At 65.2% G+C, this 16876-nt stretch carries 16 protein-coding genes; 9 read left to right on the top strand and 7 right to left on the bottom strand.

The features are described from left to right. Nucleotides 1-98 precede the first annotated feature (98 nt). From ACTEK7_RS17940 to ACTEK7_RS17915, 6 genes are all read left to right on the top strand, one after another. Nucleotides 99-848 carry an ABC transporter ATP-binding protein gene (locus ACTEK7_RS17940; RefSeq protein ID WP_057028575.1) on the top strand — a complete coding sequence of 250 codons (750 nt, stop codon included), beginning with the start codon at nt 99-101 and terminating at the stop codon, nt 846-848. Then, nucleotides 845-2374: a permease gene (locus tag ACTEK7_RS17935; protein WP_225146327.1), complete on the top strand. Its 1530-nt coding sequence runs from the start codon at nt 845-847 to the stop codon at nt 2372-2374. The genes ACTEK7_RS17940 and ACTEK7_RS17935 overlap by 4 nt, the downstream gene beginning before the upstream one ends. A 91-nt stretch (nt 2375-2465) precedes the next feature. Next, complete coding sequence (locus ACTEK7_RS17930; protein WP_225146326.1) at nt 2466-3278, top strand: MBL fold metallo-hydrolase; 813 nt, start codon at nt 2466-2468, stop codon at nt 3276-3278. Nucleotides 3279-3346: 68 nt separating this feature from the next. Further along, nucleotides 3347-4291: an EamA family transporter gene (locus ACTEK7_RS17925; protein WP_225146325.1), complete on the top strand. Its 945-nt coding sequence runs from the start codon at nt 3347-3349 to the stop codon at nt 4289-4291. A 71-nt stretch (nt 4292-4362) separates the two neighbouring features. After that, nucleotides 4363-4884 carry a hypothetical protein gene (locus ACTEK7_RS17920; RefSeq protein WP_036021294.1) on the top strand — a complete coding sequence of 174 codons (522 nt, stop codon included), beginning with the start codon at nt 4363-4365 and terminating at the stop codon, nt 4882-4884. Between the two features lie 110 nt (nt 4885-4994). Further along, complete coding sequence (locus tag ACTEK7_RS17915) at nt 4995-6047, top strand: amidohydrolase family protein (RefSeq protein ID WP_225146324.1); 1053 nt, start codon at nt 4995-4997, stop codon at nt 6045-6047. 83 nt (nt 6048-6130) lie between these two features. On the opposite strand, the gene ACTEK7_RS17910 is transcribed toward ACTEK7_RS17915, so the two are convergent. After that, nucleotides 6131-6586 (bottom strand): cupin domain-containing protein, encoded by a 456-nt coding sequence (locus tag ACTEK7_RS17910; protein ID WP_036021269.1) that lies wholly within the window; start codon nt 6584-6586, stop codon nt 6131-6133. Nucleotides 6587-6823: 237 nt separating this feature from the next. On the opposite strand from ACTEK7_RS17910, the gene ACTEK7_RS17905 reads away from it, so the two are divergent. Then, nucleotides 6824-7378, top strand: coding sequence for a hypothetical protein (locus ACTEK7_RS17905; RefSeq protein ID WP_225146323.1), 555 nt, complete (start codon nt 6824-6826; stop codon nt 7376-7378). Between the two features lie 89 nt (nt 7379-7467). On the opposite strand, the gene ACTEK7_RS17900 is transcribed toward ACTEK7_RS17905, so the two are convergent. Together ACTEK7_RS17900 and pcaB are read right to left on the bottom strand one after the other, a co-directional pair. Further along, complete coding sequence (locus tag ACTEK7_RS17900; protein WP_225146322.1) at nt 7468-8727, bottom strand: aminopeptidase; 1260 nt, start codon at nt 8725-8727, stop codon at nt 7468-7470. Between the two features lie 113 nt (nt 8728-8840). After that, nucleotides 8841-10202: a 3-carboxy-cis,cis-muconate cycloisomerase gene (gene pcaB, locus ACTEK7_RS17895; protein ID WP_225146321.1), complete on the bottom strand. Its 1362-nt coding sequence runs from the start codon at nt 10200-10202 to the stop codon at nt 8841-8843. Nucleotides 10203-10572: 370 nt separating this feature from the next. Between pcaB and ACTEK7_RS17890 the strand changes: the two genes are divergently transcribed. Then, nucleotides 10573-12129, top strand: a complete 1557-nt coding sequence (locus ACTEK7_RS17890; protein ID WP_109142357.1) for a winged helix-turn-helix domain-containing tetratricopeptide repeat protein — start codon at nt 10573-10575, stop codon at nt 12127-12129. A gap of 43 nt (nt 12130-12172) precedes the next feature. Here ACTEK7_RS17890 and ACTEK7_RS17885 read toward each other — a convergent pair whose 3' ends face one another. The 4 genes from ACTEK7_RS17885 to ACTEK7_RS17870 form a co-directional block, all read right to left on the bottom strand. Then, on the bottom strand, nt 12173-12850 hold the full coding sequence (locus ACTEK7_RS17885; protein WP_192893068.1) for a hypothetical protein: 678 nt from the start codon (nt 12848-12850) through the stop codon (nt 12173-12175). Between the two features lie 90 nt (nt 12851-12940). Then, nucleotides 12941-13654, bottom strand: coding sequence for a hypothetical protein (locus tag ACTEK7_RS17880; protein WP_192893067.1), 714 nt, complete (start codon nt 13652-13654; stop codon nt 12941-12943). A gap of 133 nt (nt 13655-13787) precedes the next feature. Continuing rightward, a complete protein-coding gene (locus tag ACTEK7_RS17875; protein WP_036021252.1) occupies nt 13788-14036 on the bottom strand; it encodes a hypothetical protein in 249 nt (82 codons plus the stop codon). A gap of 136 nt (nt 14037-14172) precedes the next feature. Further along, nucleotides 14173-15138, bottom strand: a complete 966-nt coding sequence (locus ACTEK7_RS17870; RefSeq protein WP_225146320.1) for an NAD(P)H-dependent flavin oxidoreductase — start codon at nt 15136-15138, stop codon at nt 14173-14175. A gap of 108 nt (nt 15139-15246) precedes the next feature. Between ACTEK7_RS17870 and ACTEK7_RS17865 the strand changes: the two genes are divergently transcribed. Beyond that, the gene (locus tag ACTEK7_RS17865) at nt 15247-16809 is read left to right on the top strand and encodes an AMP-binding protein (RefSeq protein WP_225146319.1); all 1563 of its coding nucleotides are present in this window, start codon (nt 15247-15249) and stop codon (nt 16807-16809) included. The last annotated feature ends 67 nt before the right edge of the window (nt 16810-16876 follow it).

Raw genomic sequence — 16876 nt, 5'->3', positions numbered from 1 at the left:
CCAATCCGGTTGGCGGAATTTGCGGCAGTGCGATTCACGGTGCCGAAACATCTTCGGGTCATGGTCGCGGGCGATGCAAACCGGATGGTGTGGCCGTCATGAAGCCGGACAACTCGGCCCTGGAAGTCCGAGGGTTAACGAAGCGTTTTGACCGTCTGGCGGTCGACAGCCTCGATCTCACCATTCACGCCGGCGAATTCTACGCGCTGGTCGGCCCCAATGGCGCCGGCAAGACCACCACTTTACGCATGGTTGCGGGCCTGCTCAGGCCCGATGCCGGCGCCGTCTCGATCTTCGGCATCGATGCGCTCCAAGACCCCGTCGCCGCCAAGCAGGTGATGGCCTGGGTCTCCGACGAGCCCATGATCTATGACAAGCTCACCCCGCTCGAATATCTCGAATTCGTCGCCGGCCTCTGGGGCATCGCGCCGTCGATCTCGCAACCGGCCGCCGAGGAACTGCTCGATTCGCTCGGCCTCGAGGCGCACCGCCACGAGCGCTGCGAGGGCTTTTCCAAGGGCATGCGCCAGAAGGTCGCTCTCGCAGGGGCGCTGGTGCACGATCCCCGCCTCATCATCCTCGATGAACCCTTGACGGGGCTCGATGCGGTCTCCGCCCGCCATGTGAAGGGCCTGCTCAGCGCGCGTGTCCGCGCCGGCTGCACTGTCATCATGACCACGCATATCCTCGAAGTCGCCGAGCGCATGGCCGACCGCATCGGCGTGATCGCCTCCGGCCGCCTGGTCGCGGAAGGCACGCTCACCGAGCTGCGCCACCAGAACGGCCATGCCGACACCAGCCTGGAAGATCTCTTCATCGCGCTGGTGACGCTTCAGGAAGCGGCATGAGCTCGGCCACCGCGCTGTCCTGGTTTGCCCGCCACGAGCTGCGGCTCGCCTGGCGCGAATGGCTCGCCATGATGACGGGCGGGCGGCGCAAACGGGCGCGCGCGGCAATGATCGGCCTCATGTGCTTCGCCGCGCTGCTCCACCTGCCGGCCTGGGCGGTGATCGGCCGTTTCGCCGACCTGCAGTTGCCGCTCGACAAATCCTCTCTGATCGTGATTTCGGCGACGATCTTTCTCGCCTGGACCTTGATGCTGTCGCAGGCGATCGAATCCGTGACGCGGGTATTCTACGCCCGCGCCGATCTCGACCTGATCATGTCCTCGCCGGCGCGGCTGGCCAATCTGTTCTCGGTCCGCATCGCCGCGATCGCGCTGACCGTCACCGTGCTGGCGCTGCTGTTCTCGACGCCCTTCATCGACGTTCTGGTGATCGGCGGCGGCGCGCGCTGGCTGGCGGCCTTCGGCGTCGTCATTGCGATGGGCCTGTCCGCGGCGGCGATCGCGATCGCCATCACCATTCTCCTGTTCCGGTTGATCGGCCCGGCGCGGACGCGCCTGATCGCACAGATCCTCGCCGCCATCATCGGTGCGGGTTTCGTGATCGCGCTTCAGGTCGCCGCGATCATGTCCTACGGCACGCTGTCGCGCTTCACCATCCTGACCTCGGGCAGCGTTGCCGCCTACGCCCCCGACGTCGACAGCATCTGGTGGTGGCCGGCGCGGGCAGCGATGGGCGACAGCGAGGCGCTGGCGCTGCTTCTCGCGCTCGCTCTGGTCATGCTCGGCGGCGTGATGGCGATCTTCTCGCACCGCTTTGCCGACACCGCGATCGATGCGGCGGCCTACGCCACGTCCGGCCGCGTCCGTGCCAAGGAGCGCCCGTTCCGCGGCGGATCGCGCCAGCAGGCGCTGCGTCGCAAGGAATTCATGCTGCTGTGGCGCGATCCATGGCTGATCTCGCAGACCTTGATGCAGCTGCTCTATCTGGTGCCGCCGGCGCTGCTGCTCTGGCGTAATTTCGCCGACAGCTCCGCGGCGCTGACACTGATCACACCCGTCATCGTAATGGCGGCCGGACAGCTCGCCGGCGGGCTCGCCTGGCTGACGATCTCGGGCGAGGACGCGCCCGACTTGGTCGCGACCGCGCCCTTGATGCCGTCCGGCATCATCCGTGCCAAGATCGAGGTGGTGCTGATCGCGATTGCCGCAATCTTCGCTCCGCTGCTCGCGGCGCTGGCCTTTGCCTCGCCATCCCAAGCCGCAATCAGCGCGGGTGCGATCATCATCAGCGCGGCCTCGGCGACCGCGATCCAGCTCTGGTTCCGGGTGCAGGCAAGGCGCAGCCAATTCCGGCGCCGTCAGACGTCTTCGCGGCTTGCAACCTTCGCCGAGGCCTTTTCCTCGATCGGCTGGGCCGCCACCGCCGCACTGCTGCTCGCCCTTCCCCTGGCCGGCCTCATCAGCGGCCTGATTACCGCAGGCCTCGTCGCGGTCACCTGGAAGTTCAGCCCGAAGCGCGAGCAATAGGTGCGACACTGACGCGCTGTTGATCGCACCCCATTGGCGATGCTCCGAATTGCACGCTAGACTTCGCTGTGAAGTCATCGGGGACGGATCCATGCGGCGACTGGTTTTGGCGGCTATCGCGCTGTTCGGCGCATTCCTGACCCCTGCCCTGGCCCAGCAGCCACTGCGCAGCGAATGCCTGGCGATGGCCAATGCGGCGCCGCGAATCGTGCCGGTCGTCTTCAGGCAGGCTGCAGCTGCGGCCGAGGTCGAGATCACCTATGCCGGCCATTCCACCTATTTCATCGACACGCCCGCCGGCTTGCGCATCGCGACCGACTATAGCGGCGCCTACCAGGTCGGGCGACTGCCCGATGTCGTCACCATGAACCGGGCGCACAGCACCCATTACACTCTCTTTCCGGACAAGCGCATTCCCCACGTGCTGCATGGCTGGAGCGAGGACGGCAAGCCGGCGATCGTGTCGCAGCGCATCAGCGACACCTTCATCCGCAACGTCACCACCGACATCCGCCGCTATTACGGCGACGATGCCGGCAGCGACATGATCCGCGACGGCAATTCCATCTTCATCTTCGAGGCAGCCGGCCTCTGCATCGGCCATCTCGGCCACCTCCATCACAAGCTCGACGACAGCCATTTCGCCCAGATCGGACGGCTCGACATCGTGATGGTGCCGATCGACGGCACTTATACCATGACGCTCGACGGCATCTCCGAGATCACCAAGCGGCTGCGCGCCTCGGTGGTACTGCCGATGCACCGCTTCGCCACTCCGCTCGACGACTTCATGCGCCGGATCGGCCAGCAATTCGAGATCGACCGGCGCGTCGAGCGCTCGTTCCGGATGTCGCGGGATACGCTGCCGACCAAGCCGACGGTGATCATCCTCGACGGGGTCTGACTCAGAGCCGGAACGCATCACCCGTCAACGACTTGGTTGCTCCAAGACCCACCTCAGTCGGAGCAATCATGAGCAGACGGTTCCTGGTCATCGGCTCGTTTGCGGCCATCTATCTCCTGTGGGGTTCCACCTATTTCGCCATCACGCTGGGCTTGCAATCGATACCGCCGTTTCTGCTGATGGCAGTTCGATCGTTATGCGGCGGCATGATCTTGCTCGCCTTCAGCGACAGGCATGTCGCGAATACCCCGGGCCGGACATGGTTGCAGGCAGGCCTTTGCGGGCTGCTTTTCTTCGTCGGCTGCCACGGCGTTCTCGCCTTCGCACAACAATCGGTTCCGTCCGGCGTGGCCGCCATCGTGCTCGCCACGATTCCGTTCTGGATCCTGCTGGCGGACACGCTCTTTCCGGGCGATCAGCGCCCGCGGCCGATCGCGCTGCTCGCGCTCATCCCCGGCTTCGTGGGCGTCGGGCTCGTGGCATGGCAAAATGCGCAGCAGGCCGGCATCAGCATGCTTCCGATCGTCTGGCTGCTCGCTGCGGCTCTGTCGTGGTCGATCGGCACCGTGCTGTCGCGCAGCATGTCGCATCAAGCATCCGCGATCGCGCTGTCGGGCATGCAGCTATCGATCGGGGGCGCCGTGTTGTTCGCGATCAGCTGGCTGACGGGCGAACTGGAGAGCTTTAGACCGAGCGAGGTCTCGATGACGTCCGTTGCAGCAGCTCTTTGGCTGATCGTCTCCGGCAGCGTGATCGGCTTCGCCGCCTACAATTGGCTGCTCGAGAATGTCTCGACCTCCCTGGTCTCGACCTACACATTCGTCAATCCGGTCATCGCGGTGCTGCTCGGCACCCTCGTGCTCGCAGAGCCGTTCTCTCGCATGATGCTCGTGGGCGCGAGTCTCGTCATTGTCGCCGTTGTCGCCATCTGGCGTGCTGAGAGCTCGAGCAATCGGTCGACGCAGGCGGAGGCCGATCGTCCCATGAGACATCTGTCGCTGCGCAAGACCTGACGACCGACGGCAATTTTCTCCAAGTCGCCCGCGGCTCATCCGTGCTGAATCCTCCGCAGCAGGAGAGCAACATGAACGACTTTGCGAGACTTCTTCACGCCAGCGCACCGCATCCCGAGCACGCGGCCGCGCTTCAGCTCTACGGCCGTTTCGTCGGCGACTGGGACGCCGAGATCACCGCCTTTGGACCGGACGGCAGAAGCCACACCGCGCCGGGCGAAATCCATTTCGGCTGGGTGCTGGAAGGCCGTGCGGTGCAGGACGTCTGGATCATTCCCCGGCCAGCGGGCAGCGCAGCCTTTCCGATCGCCGGCAATTGGTACGGCACCACGCTGCGCGTCTACGATCCGGCCATGGATGCGTGGCGGATTTCCTGGTTCGATCCGGGCCGCCGCGTGTTCCGGCAGCAGATCGGCCGTCCCCGCGGCGAGGACATCGTGCAGGAAGGCACGACCGAATCCGGCGAGCTGACGCGCTGGAGCTTTACTGAGATTACCGGGGACTCCTTCCGTTGGCGTGGGGAGGTCAAGCCGGCCACGGCAGTGGACTGGCGGCTGATGGTCGAAGTAAGAGCAAGACGGCGGACGGGCTGACGAGCATACCGCATTGCTTGTGATGATGGGTGCGGTTGCGCAAGGCGCGCTGCTGCATGCGGAAATGAGGTGCTAGGCTCCCGACACAAAACATCAGGGAGCGAAGGCCGATGGCAGCAAGCGGTGTGCCCGCCAACACGAGCGGGCTGTTCGTCGATCCGCGTGAGGACTGGCTCGCGCTGCATCGGGAGGAGATCATCGATCCCTTGCGGCCGATCGTCGATCCCCATCATCATCTGTGGAATCGCGGGCACCGCTATCTGATCGAGGAGATGGCCGCCGACATCGCCTCCGGTCACAACGTCATCGCCACCGTCTATGTCGACTGCCGTTCGATGTACCGCGCGCATGGACCCGAGGCGTTCCGGCCCGTGGGCGAGGTCGAGTTCGCCAACGGCGTCGCCGCCATGAGTGCAAGCGGTGGCTACGGCAAGGCCGCGATCTGCGCCGGCATCGTGAGCCATGCCAATCTGCTGCTCGGCGACGCCGCAAAGGGCGTGCTGGAAGCCGAGATCGCCGCTGGCAACGGCCGCTTTCGCGGCATCAGGCATTCATCGGCCTGGGACGAAGATCCTGTCGTCGCCGGCATGTATGCGAACAGGCCGAAGAGATTGTTGCAGGATCCGACCTTCCGCAAAGGCTTTGCCTGCCTCGCCCCCCTCAAGCTCAGCTTCGATGCCTGGCTGTTCCACCCGCAAATCGGTGAGCTCACGGCACTGGCGCGCGCCTTCCCCGACACCAGGATTGTGCTCGACCATTGCGGCGGCCCGGTCGGAACCGGCCGCTTCGCGGGCCGGCGCGAGGAGGTGTTTGCGCAATGGCGCGCCTCGATCCGGGAGATCGCGACATGCGAAAATGTGGTGGTGAAGCTCGGTGGTCTCGCGATGTGCCTGCTTGGCTACGACTTCCATTTGCGCGAGAGGCCGCCGACATCCGAGGAGCTTGCCGCGGCCTGGCGGCCCTATGTCGAGACTTGCATCGAGGCGTTCGGCCCGAAGCGCGCGATGTTCGAAAGCAATTTCCCCCCGGACAAGGGCCAGTGCAGTTACCAGGTGATCTTCAACGCCTTCAAGCGTATCGCCTCAAAGGTGAGCGAGGCCGACAAGACGGCGTTGTTCTCGCAGACCGCGATCGACGTCTACCGGCTCGAGCTGCCGTCATGACGAAAAGAGGGGCCGGGACATGGATCCCGACCCCTCTTCGTCGTGGCCGCTGGGAAGCGTCCTTGAAACCTTTGGGTGTCCGCTTAGCCAGTGCCCATCAGCGAGGCGGGACGCGGCGCGGCGGTGGAGGTGAAGATCTTCTTCAGCTTGTTGACGACGCGGATCAGGAAACCGATCATCACCGGATTGGTCTTGCGGCAGAAGGCGATCTTCTTGACGTGGCCTTCGACATGCCATTTGGCATGCGCGCCGTCGCGGAAGAAAATGACGTCGCCGGGGCCGTAGCGCTTGGGCGGCATGCCGTCGCTCTCGAGCACGATCGATCCTTCCATGATCATGATCGTCTCGTCGATGTCGTAGTACCAGTTGAAGCGGCCTTCGGTGCAGTGCCAGATGATTGTCTGCGCGGTGCCATCGGCGCTGGTCGACAGCACCCGGGAGCGGGATACCGGATTGCCCTCGATGATCCAGGACGGCTCGATCGGCCGCAGCTCGAGGTCCACATTGCAACTACCGATTTCAATCAATGTGCGCGACATCTGCTTCCCCAGAAGATTTAAATATGAATGGCCGGGTCTCGGCCCGGATTGCTTCGAAAGAAGTTGGGACGCTAGTAGGCTGCTTTTAATTCTTTCTTACATGGCACTCGACAATCAGCCCAGAGTTGCGGGTGCGATACGGTTAACGTCACGATTTCCTCTGCGAATTCGCACACATGAACCTAGCTTGTCCGGGGTGCGACAAAGTGCGCGAAGTCTTGGGAAGGAGCCGCACCGATGCCCCTCACGCCGGAGATTCTGACAGCCAACAGCGAGGTCGTCGCCAGGCTCCGCAGTCTCGACGTCTCCTTCGAACCGGACGAGGAGCCCTGGTTCACCATCGACGGCGTCGAAAGCCCGCGGCACATCGGCAGTGACAGCTCCGGCAGCGCGTTCGTGCTGCTGCCGTCGCAGAATGTGCTCTATGTCTCGTCAGAGGGCCGCGCGGGCATCATCGCGGAAAGTTTCGATGCATTGATCCAGCTTGTCGTTGCCCGTCCCTACTGGCGCGACATCCTCAAATTCTCCGGGGGCGGCGACCTTGCACAGATGCGCCGCGCGGCGGATGCGCTGGAGGCAAGGCTCCAAGACGAGGATGACGTCAGCGAGGCCCGCGAACAGATCCGCGGCGCGCTCGCGCTGGCGGACGCGGACGATCCGGTTGGCGCGCTCTACGAGGCGGTGGCGGCGTCCGACGCGATCGTGCGGGCCACCGACGGCAGCCCGTTCACGACGCTGTTCAACCGCTTCAGCATCGACAACAGCCCGACCCTGCGCAACGCGGCGGCGTGAGGGGGAAGACTGACGCGAGGACGTTCACCTCTCCCCAGCGGGGAGAGGTTGAGCACGTCCTGGGCTGCCTATTTGGACCAAAATCTAGATTACGACTTCGCCCATTCGCCCTTGCGGAAGACGGGCACCTTGCTGCCGTCGGCCAAGATGCCGTCGATGTCGGTCTCGGCCGAGCCGATCATCCAATCAATATGGATCAGGCTCTGGTTGCCGCCTTGCGCCGCGATCTGCTGCGGCGTGAGCTGGGCACCGTTGACGAAGCATTTCGAATAGCACTGGCCGAGCGCGATGTGCGAGGCCGCGTTCTCGTCGAACAGCGTGTTGTAGAACAACAGCCCGCTCTGCGAGATCGGCGAGGAATGCGGCACCAAGGCCACCTCGCCGAGGCGCCGCGCGCCCTCGTCGGTATCGAGCACCTTGTTCAGCACCTCGGCGCCGCGCGAGGCCTTGGCGTCGACGATCTTGCCGTCCTCGAACCGCACCGCGATGTTGTCGATCAGCGTGCCCTGATAGGACAGCGGCTTCGAGCTCACGACGTGGCCGTAGACGCGGCGGCAATGCGGCGTGGTGAAGACCTCTTCGGTCGGGATATTGGCGTTGCAGCTGATGCCGTTCTTGGACAGCGAGGCGCCGCCTTCCCATTCGTGGCCGTCGGCAAGGCCGATGGTGAGATCGGTGCCGGGACCCGAGTACTGAAGCGCGCGGAAACGCTGGCCGTTGAGCCAGTTGGTGCGCTCGCGCAGCACCGCATTGTGGCTCGCCCAATTGCTGATCGCGTCCTCGCGATCGACACGGGACGCGGCGAAAATCGCGTCTGCGAGCTTGCCGACCGCAACGTCCTCGGGATCGTTCGGGAACACCAGCTTCGCCCAGGACGCGCTCGGATAGGCGATGATATTCCAGTTGGTGTCGAAATTGACGATCTTCTCCAGCGCAGGCTGATAGGCCATCGAATTGGCCTTGCTGGCGCGCGCCACCTTGGAAGGATCCTCGCCGGACAGCAACATCGGGTTGTCGCCGACGATGGCAAGCCGTGCAGTGTTGTCGGAGAACGCCTTGGCCATGCCCTCGTAGAGCCAGCCGGCGGCACGATCGAAACTGTTGTCGTGGCCGTGGCGGTAGCGCGCCAGCGTCATCTCCTCGTCCGACAGCATCGGCGTCACGAGGCCGGCGCCGGCCTTGTAGGCATGCACGGCGATCCGCCGCACCAGCGGCAGCGCGATCGCGGGCGCCGTCAGAAGCAGATCCTGTCCCGGCCGCAAGCCCAGGCCCACTTTCACCGCCACCTCGGCCAGTCGGTCGAGCTTCGCCGGATCGATGGGAGTGGAAGGATTGCGTTGATCAGTCATGCCGGGCCCTCTGCCGAAAGTCGCTCACTCAATTTAAGTCTAGCATCGCGGGGCACAAGTATGCGAGCGTCTTGCGCCCTTGGAAAGATACGCAGTTTCACGCATTTTGGTTTTCAACGCGTTGCCGATGCCAGCACCCGGTCGACCATGGCGGGCGCAAGGCCGAGGTAATTTTTCGGTGAAGTGAGCGCCTCGATTGTGGCACGATCGATGTGGCTCGATATCCGTGAATCTGCGGATAGCGCGTCAGCAAGGGTCATTCCCTTCTCGTTGGCCTGACGGCAGGCGTCATAGACGACGTCGTGCGCCTCCTGCCGGCCGATCTGCGGGGCGAGGCCCATCATGACCGCTTCGGCCACAATCAGGCCGCGGCTGATGGCGAGATTGTCGTTCATCTTCGCCTCGTCTACGATGAGGCCCGCGAGCGCGAACTTCGCCTGGTGCAGCGCGCCGGCGGCCAGCACGAAGCTTTCGGGAATCGCCATCCATTCCGCGTGCCAGGGGCCGGTGGCACGCTCGAAATCCTGCACCATGGCGTCGAGCATCAGGCCGGCGTGCTGGCGCACCGCCTTGGAGGCCGCAAGCATCAATTCCGAGGAGATCGGGTTGCGCTTCTGCGGCATGGTCGAGGAGGCGCCGCGCCCCTTGACGAAGGGCTCGTAGACCTCGGCGAATTCGGTCGAGGCCATGATCATGATGTCGAGCGCGATCTTGCCGAGAGAGCCGGTGACGAGAGCAAGGAAGTTCACGGCTTCGGCGAAGCCGTCGCGCGCTACGTGCCAGGTCGAGGCGGGAACGCCGAGCTTCAGCTCGTTGCAGAGCGCCTCCTGCACCTCGAACCCCCTGTCGCCGAGCGACGCCAGCGTACCGGCCGCGCCGGCGAACTGACCGACCAGCACGCGCGGCTTCAGCTGCGCCAGCCGCTCGGCGTGGCGGTCGAACATCGCGAGCCAGATCGCGCTCTTGTAGCCGAAGGTCACCGGCAGCGCCTGTTGCAGATGGGTGCGGCCCGCCATCGCCGTGTCGCGATGGCGCTTCGACAGATCGGCGAGGATCTTGCGCAGCTCGGCGATGTCACGTTCGACGATCTCGAGCGCGGCGCGCAGTTGCAGCACCACGGCGGTGTCCATAATGTCCTGCGTGGTGGCGCCCCAATGCACGTAGCGGCCCGCCTCGCCGCATTGCTTCACCATTTGATGCACCAAAGGCAGGATCGGGTAGCCGACGACATCGGTCTCCTGCCTGAGCAGATCGAAGTCGAGCGCGCCGATGTCGGTCCGCGCCGCGATCGCTGCGGCCGCCTCGTGTGGGATCACACCGCACTTCGCCTCCGCCTTCGCCAGCGCCACCTCGACCTCGGCATAGCGTGCGACCGTCGCGACGTCCGAGAACACCTCGCGCATCTCAGGCGTACCGAAGGCGTCGCGAAACAGCAGGGAGTCGAGCACAGTGGTGGCGGCGGGGAAAGCAGGCATGGACACTTCTTCTGGGTTGGTGTTTTCTGTCGGTGTACCTTACGTACGCAGGGCAGATCGGCAAAGGGCATCCCCCGTTGTGCGCGACACTAAAACGGCATTCCCGCGCAATGGCGAAGCCGTTGTCGCTGAGAGGGCCTGCGCTACGCTCCCGCGCTCCAGGATGACGGTGCTGGAGGGGCGCCTGATCTCGTCGCCAGATTTACACCGCAACATTCTAGCTGCGGATGTATTCCCCTCGGAAAACCACATGGCTGCCATCACGCGATTGCGATGAACCAAACGCCCCCTTCGGCAGACACACGATCTTTCGACCCAAATTTCATTTTGTTTGTTTGCCCGATTTCGCAATGAGGCCCGAGTTTTCGACGTGCAGTTTCTGTTCCGGGACCACCTTCTCGATACCGACCGGCGCGAGCTGAGCCGCGAGCAGGTTCCCATTGCCGTGGAGCCGCAGGTTTTCGACCTCGTCGTCCACCTCATGCAGAACCGCGACCGGGTCGTCAGCAAGGACGAGCTGATCGACAAGATCTGGCACGGGCGCAGCGTCTCCGAATCCACCCTGACCAGCCGGATCAACGCGGCGCGCAAGGCGATCGGCGACGATGGCGCGAGCCAGTCGCTGATCCGCACCATCACCCGCAAGGGTTTTCGCTTCGTCGGCGACGTCCAGACGCAAATCGGCGCGGTCGCGCCGGAGCCGGTCCGGATCGCCCCGTCCCAGGCCACCTTCGCTCTGCCGGAGCGGCCCGCGATCGCTGTGCTGCCCTTCACCAATATGAGCGGCGAGGTCCAGCAGGATTATTTCTCCGACGGTATCAGCGAGGACATCATCACGGCGCTGTCGAAGCTGCGCTGGTTCTTCGTCATCGCGCGCAACTCCTCCTTCGTCTACAAGGGCCGCGCCGTGCACATCCACGAGGTCGCGCGGGAGCTCGGGGTGCGCTACGTGGTCGAGGGCAGCGTGCGGCGGAGCGGCGAACGGGTGCGCATCTCGGCCCAGCTCAACGACGTCTCGACCGGCAGCCATCTCTGGGCCGAACGCTACGACCGCGAGCTCGCCGACATCTTCGCCGTGCAGGACGAGATCACGGAAGCGATCGTCGCCGCCATCGAGCCGCAGCTCTATGCTGCCGAAAGCTTCCGGGCCCAGCAGAAGCCGCCGGGCAGCCTGGATGCATGGGACCTCGTGATGCGCGCGTTGTCGCATTATTGGCGCATCACCCGCGAGGACAATGCCGCCGCGCAGAAGTTGCTGGAAGAAGCGGTCGCGGTCGATCCCGCCTATGGCAAGGCGCTCGGCCTGCTCGCCACCAGCCATATCTTCGGCGCGCATATGGGCTGGGCCGACATGGCTGCCACCATGCCGGTCGCCGAGCGTGCGGCGCTCGCGGCGGTGGAGGCCGACCGCGAGGATGCCTGGGCCCATCACGGCCTTGCTTACACCTACCTGTTCCGCCGCCGCTTCGACGACGCGCTGGCTGAATTCGAGCTGGCCTTGCGGCTCAATCCGAATTTCGCGATGGCGCATGCCTTCCACGGCGTGACGCTGTGCTATGCCGGACGTTGGCAGGACGGCGATGCCGCCGCCCGCCGCGCGCTGCGGCTGAGCCCGCGCGACCCGCTCGCGGCGATCTATTGCGGGGTTGCGGCCTATGCCCGGTTCGTCGGCCGCGACTACGCGGGCGCCGTGCAGATGGCTCGGGAATCGATGCGCCAGCGCGGGGATTTCGTCGGCGCCCACCGCGTGCTGACGGCCGCCGCCGGCATGCTCGGCGATCCCGCCCTCGCGGCATCCGCCCTGGAAGGCCTGCGCCGCACCCAGCCCGAGGTCTCGCTGGCCTGGATCACGCGCGAGCTGCCGATGCTGCGGGAAGAGGATCGTACGCACTATCTCGAGGGGTTGCGGCGCGCCGGAATGACGTGACGGTCGCTGGCGCGACCGCTCCGCTTGATCCCCGTGTCAGGTGCTAATCGTCGTCAGGCCCGAACAGCCTGATCTGCGGGAAGCCGCTGCGCGACCGCCCCGCGTAATCGCGCGCATCGGAATCCTCGCGGATGTTGCGCGCGACGTCATCCCAATCGGTGCGGTCGCGCAGGCCGCGCGGCTCGCGGGACTCGTAATAATAGCGGCGCTCGGCCCAGCGCTCGCGACGCTCGGCTCGGCGCCGTTCGGACGCGGCGCGCTTCACATCGGAATCCCTTGCCTTGGCATAGGCGTTATTCGGTAAGGACGACGGCTCGGTCGAGGCCTGCTGCTCGGCAGGCCTTGCGGCCTGTGGCGCAGCGGCGGGCTTCGGCGGCTCGACTGCAGCGGCTTGCGAGGGTTGCGGCGCGGGTGCGACATTCGCCTGCGTGGTTGGCGTGTCGGGTTTTGCGGGTTCAGACTTTGCTTCGGCCTGTGCGGGCGCGGCGATCATCGCACCGAAGGCTTGCGAGCCGGTGAGATAGTTCACGCGCTCGGAGGGAGCGTTGGTGCTGACCGGCGTGGGACTTGCCGCGCGCTGCGCCATCTTGCTGGTGTCCGGCCCCTGTTTTGACGCAACCGGATTCATGATGTTGCCGGCGACGATGCCGCCACCGAGACCAATGGCGATGGCCGCGACGATGGTTCCGGCACCGACAAAATAGGCTGTCGAGGCGCGCATTTGTCCACTCCCTCTTTCGGAGCGGGCAACGCGTGGGGATTGCCAGATGTTCCTGATAAGCCGCGGCTCCTCGACGAGGAACCGCGTGCGTCAGATCTGCTGCGCGACCTTCTCAAGCCCGATGAGGCGAGCGAGCTTGCGCACTTCTTCCTTCTGGTCGTCGCGAAGCTGGAACAACAGCGGCATCGCGGCCGACTTCAGCTGCTGCACCTCGTCGCAATTCGGATCGATCTGTGCGCTGGGCGGTGCATTCGGATTCGACAGCCTGTTCGCCTGGATCTTGCGCGCGACGTTGCGCAGCGCGGTCTCGACCGAGGGCCAGTAATATTCCTGAGACGAGGAGAGTTTCAGGCGATCCCTGATGCCTGCGATCTGCACGTCGGACAGCAGCGAGTAGGATTTTTGCGGCTGCGGCTTGGCGACGACTTTCGGCTTGGCCGGAACTTCGACGGCCGGAACCTCGGTCGCGGCGGGCGCCTCGTGCGCGCTCGGCTTCGGCATCGGAAAATCGGAGGGGGTGGCGGCGGCGAAGGCCTGACGCAGCGGCTCGGTCAGGACCGGTGCCTGCGCCAGCTTGTCGGCGGCAACCTGGACCGGCTCAATCGCGGCCGAGGCCAGCGCGAGCGTCGGAACCAGACGGTCGGCCTTGGCGGCGCGGTTGGTTGCGAGCGGCTTGGCTGGGGGCGTCTCGGCGATCATCGCGGCGCTGACGCTGGGAACGCTGTCGCGGCCGAGGATGGCGGTGGTGGCGGCGCCGAGGACGAGGAAACAGGTCAGCGCGACGATGGTGATGGCTTTGGACAAACGTCTCTCCGCGTCCGACTTCAAGTCCACGTGATCACTGCCCGGAAACTGGGCGATAATTAAGGCTGAACCGTGCTATTGCGGCGGCAATCGCGCGGACTAAGGCGACATCGCCCGGAAACCCCCAACGAAATCAGGCTGCTGCCGCAAGGTCATAGGCATCCTGGATGTCGGCGACGATCTCCGAGGCTTCCCAGACCGCGCGCGGCTCGACCGATTGCAGCGTCACCGTCCAATTGCCGCCGCGGCGGGTCCGGGGGACGCTGACGATGTCAAACCGGACGTTGCGACACAGCGGGTGGCGGGCCAGCGCATGGGCGACGCGGACGCGGATCTCGTCCAGGGTCGCAGCCGTTTTGCCGTTGAGATAATTGAAGTCCATCGCCTGTCCCTCTCGTCCTGATTGGCGGCCACAAGAGGGATTCTTGGCTGGCGATGGTTAATCCGCCGTTAAGTGGGATGGGCCGGAGGCATGCGGGATTAACCCTGCCCGATCCCCTATGGGAGAGGCGACGACGCTACCGCCCACCCGCTTCCCGATATTCGGCGATGGTCTGCGCAACGAGATCCTCGACCGCGAGCACATCGGTGACACCCGAGGTCGAATGCCCACCGCTCCAGATATCGCGCCAGCGCTTGGGGCGGCTGTCGCGGGCGGCGACGTCGATATCCTCAGTGATATTGATCGCGCCGCGCGCCGGCAGATTGTCGGGATCGAGCCCGGCGGCCGCGATCGATGGCCTCAGCATGCTGGTCTGCAAGCCCGTGAACGCGGTGGTGAGCAAGATGTCGTCGGCGCTGCTCTCGACCAGCATCTGCTTGTGACGCTCGTCCGCCATGCTCTCACGCGTCGCGATGAACTTCGTGCCCATATAGGCGAGATCGCAGCCGAGCACTTCGGCGGCACGCAGCGCGCGACCGTCGCTAATTCCGCCCGCGAGCACGATGATGCCGTCGTAGAATGCGCGCACCGCACGGACGAAGGCGAACGGGTTGAGCCAGCCGGTCTGGCCGCCAGCACCGGCAGTGAGCAGGACCAGCCCGTCCGCCCCCGCTTCCGCGCCGCGTTCGGCATGGCGGATCGAGGCCACGTCCGCCAGCACCAGGGCGCCGGCGTCGTGCAGCAGCTTCAAGACTGGCGCCGGCGAGCCGACCGACGTAATGACGATCTCCGGCTTGTGCCGCAGCAGCACGGCGAGATCCTGCTCCAGCCGCGCATTGGAGCGGTGGACGATCAAGTTCGGGCAAAGTGGCGCTGCCTTTCGCCCGGTTTGATCTTCATGCTGCCGCAGCCGCAGCTTGATTTCGGTCAGCCATTCATCGAGCTGTTCCGCGCCACGGCAATTCGCGGTGGGAAAGCTGCCGATCACCCCGTTGCGGCAGGCTGCAACCATGAGCTCGACGCCCGATACCAGAAACATCGGCGCCGCGATCAGCGGCAGAGCAAGACGATCGCGGAAGCGTTGCAGTCGATCTGATGGCATGCATGCCTCCCTCGCGCGGGCTTTGTGGTTTCCTCCCGCAGTCTCTGTGCTAGCGTCGTCAGCAACATTGGCACGCCATAAGCCGGTGACAAAGCAACGAGGAAACATATGCCTGATCCGCTCCACGCATCATCCCCGGCTTGTGCGCAGACGCTACGGGCGCTGTCGCGCTATCCCGACCGCATTGCTTTCGCCTGGCCCGAGGGATCGCTGAGCTATCGGGGTGCCATCGACCTGATCGGACGGATCCAGGGCGTGTTCATGCGGCTCGGCTTCGAGCCCGGCGCCCGCGTAGCCTTCCTCACCGCGAACCGCGCCGACAGCTGGTGCGCCGGCGTCGCCGCCCAATTGGCCCGCCTCTGCATCACCTGGCTCCACCCTCTGGGCTCGCTGGAGGACCAGCTGTTTCAGCTCGAGGATTCCGAAGCCGAGATGCTGGTGGTGGATGCGGCCGCCTTCCGCGACCGCGGCGGCGAGCTCGCCGCGAAGGCCGGCCGGCTCAAGGCGGTCTTCAACATGGGACCGGCCGGCTACGGCGTCGATCTGCTGGCGGCGGTCGAGAGTGCGGGGCACGCCAGCGCACAGTGCCTCGCCAGCTCCGACGATCTCGCCACACTGAACTACACCGGCGGCACCACCGGAAAATCCAAGGGCGCGCTGCGCTATCACCGCGAAAATGCCGGCGCCGCCGGCGCGATCCTGGCCGACTTCGAGATCCCCGAGGCTGCGCGCTACCTCACGGTCGCGCCGATCAGCCATGTCGCGGGCACGAAGGTGCTGCCGACCCTGATGCGCGGCGGCACCGTGCACATGCTGAAAGGCTTCGATCCCGAAGCCGTGCTGTCAACGATCGCACGCGAGCGCATCAACTTCACGCTGTTCGTTCCGACCATGATCTATGTGCTGCTCGATCAGCCCGCGCTCGGCAAGACCGACCTCTCCTCGCTCGAGCTCGTGCTCTATGGCGCCTCCGCGATGTCGCCGAGCCGACTGCTGGAGGGCATCGAACGCATCGGCCCTGTGTTCTCGCAGCTCTACGGGCAGACCGAATGCTATCCGATCTCGGTGCTGCGCAAGGCCGACCACGATCCCCAGCGGCCGGAGCTGTTCCTGTCCTGCGGCTTCCCGATCGCGGCCTGCGAGGTCAAGATCCTCGACGACAACGACCAGGAGGTGAAGACGGGCGAGGCCGGCGAGATCTGCGTGCGCGCGCCGCATGTGATGGCGGAGTACTGGAAGCGGCCCGATATCACCGCCGAGACGCTGAAGAACGGCTGGGTCCACACCGGCGACATCGCACGTCAGGACGAGCGCGGCTACATGTTCATCCTCGACCGCAAGAAGGACATGATCGTCACAGGCGGCTTCAACATCTTCCCCCGCGAGGTCGAGGACGTCCTGTCGCAGCACGCGGACGTGGCGATGGTCGCGGTCGTCGGCATTCCCGACGAGAAATGGGGCGAAGCCGTCACCGCCATCGTCGTCCCGCGTGAAGGGACGAAGCCCGATCCGGACGAGCTGATCAACCTGGTGAAGACGCGAAAAGGCTCGGCGCACGCGCCCAAGCAGATCCAATTCGTCAAGCAATTGCCGATGACCGGGGTCGGCAAGGTCGACAAGAAGGTGCTGCGTGCGGGCTTCTGGAGCGGGCGGGACCGGATGGTGGGGTAAATACTCCGGAATTCTACGGTGTCGTTGTTGCTTCGGCACCACAGCCCGCAACGGAGTCTGCGACGGC

The sequence above is a fragment of the Bradyrhizobium sp. JHI2711 genome, assembly GCF_056156565.1.
Note: the sequence above shows the minus strand (reverse complement) of the source record. Positions and strands in the feature narration are given on the sequence as shown.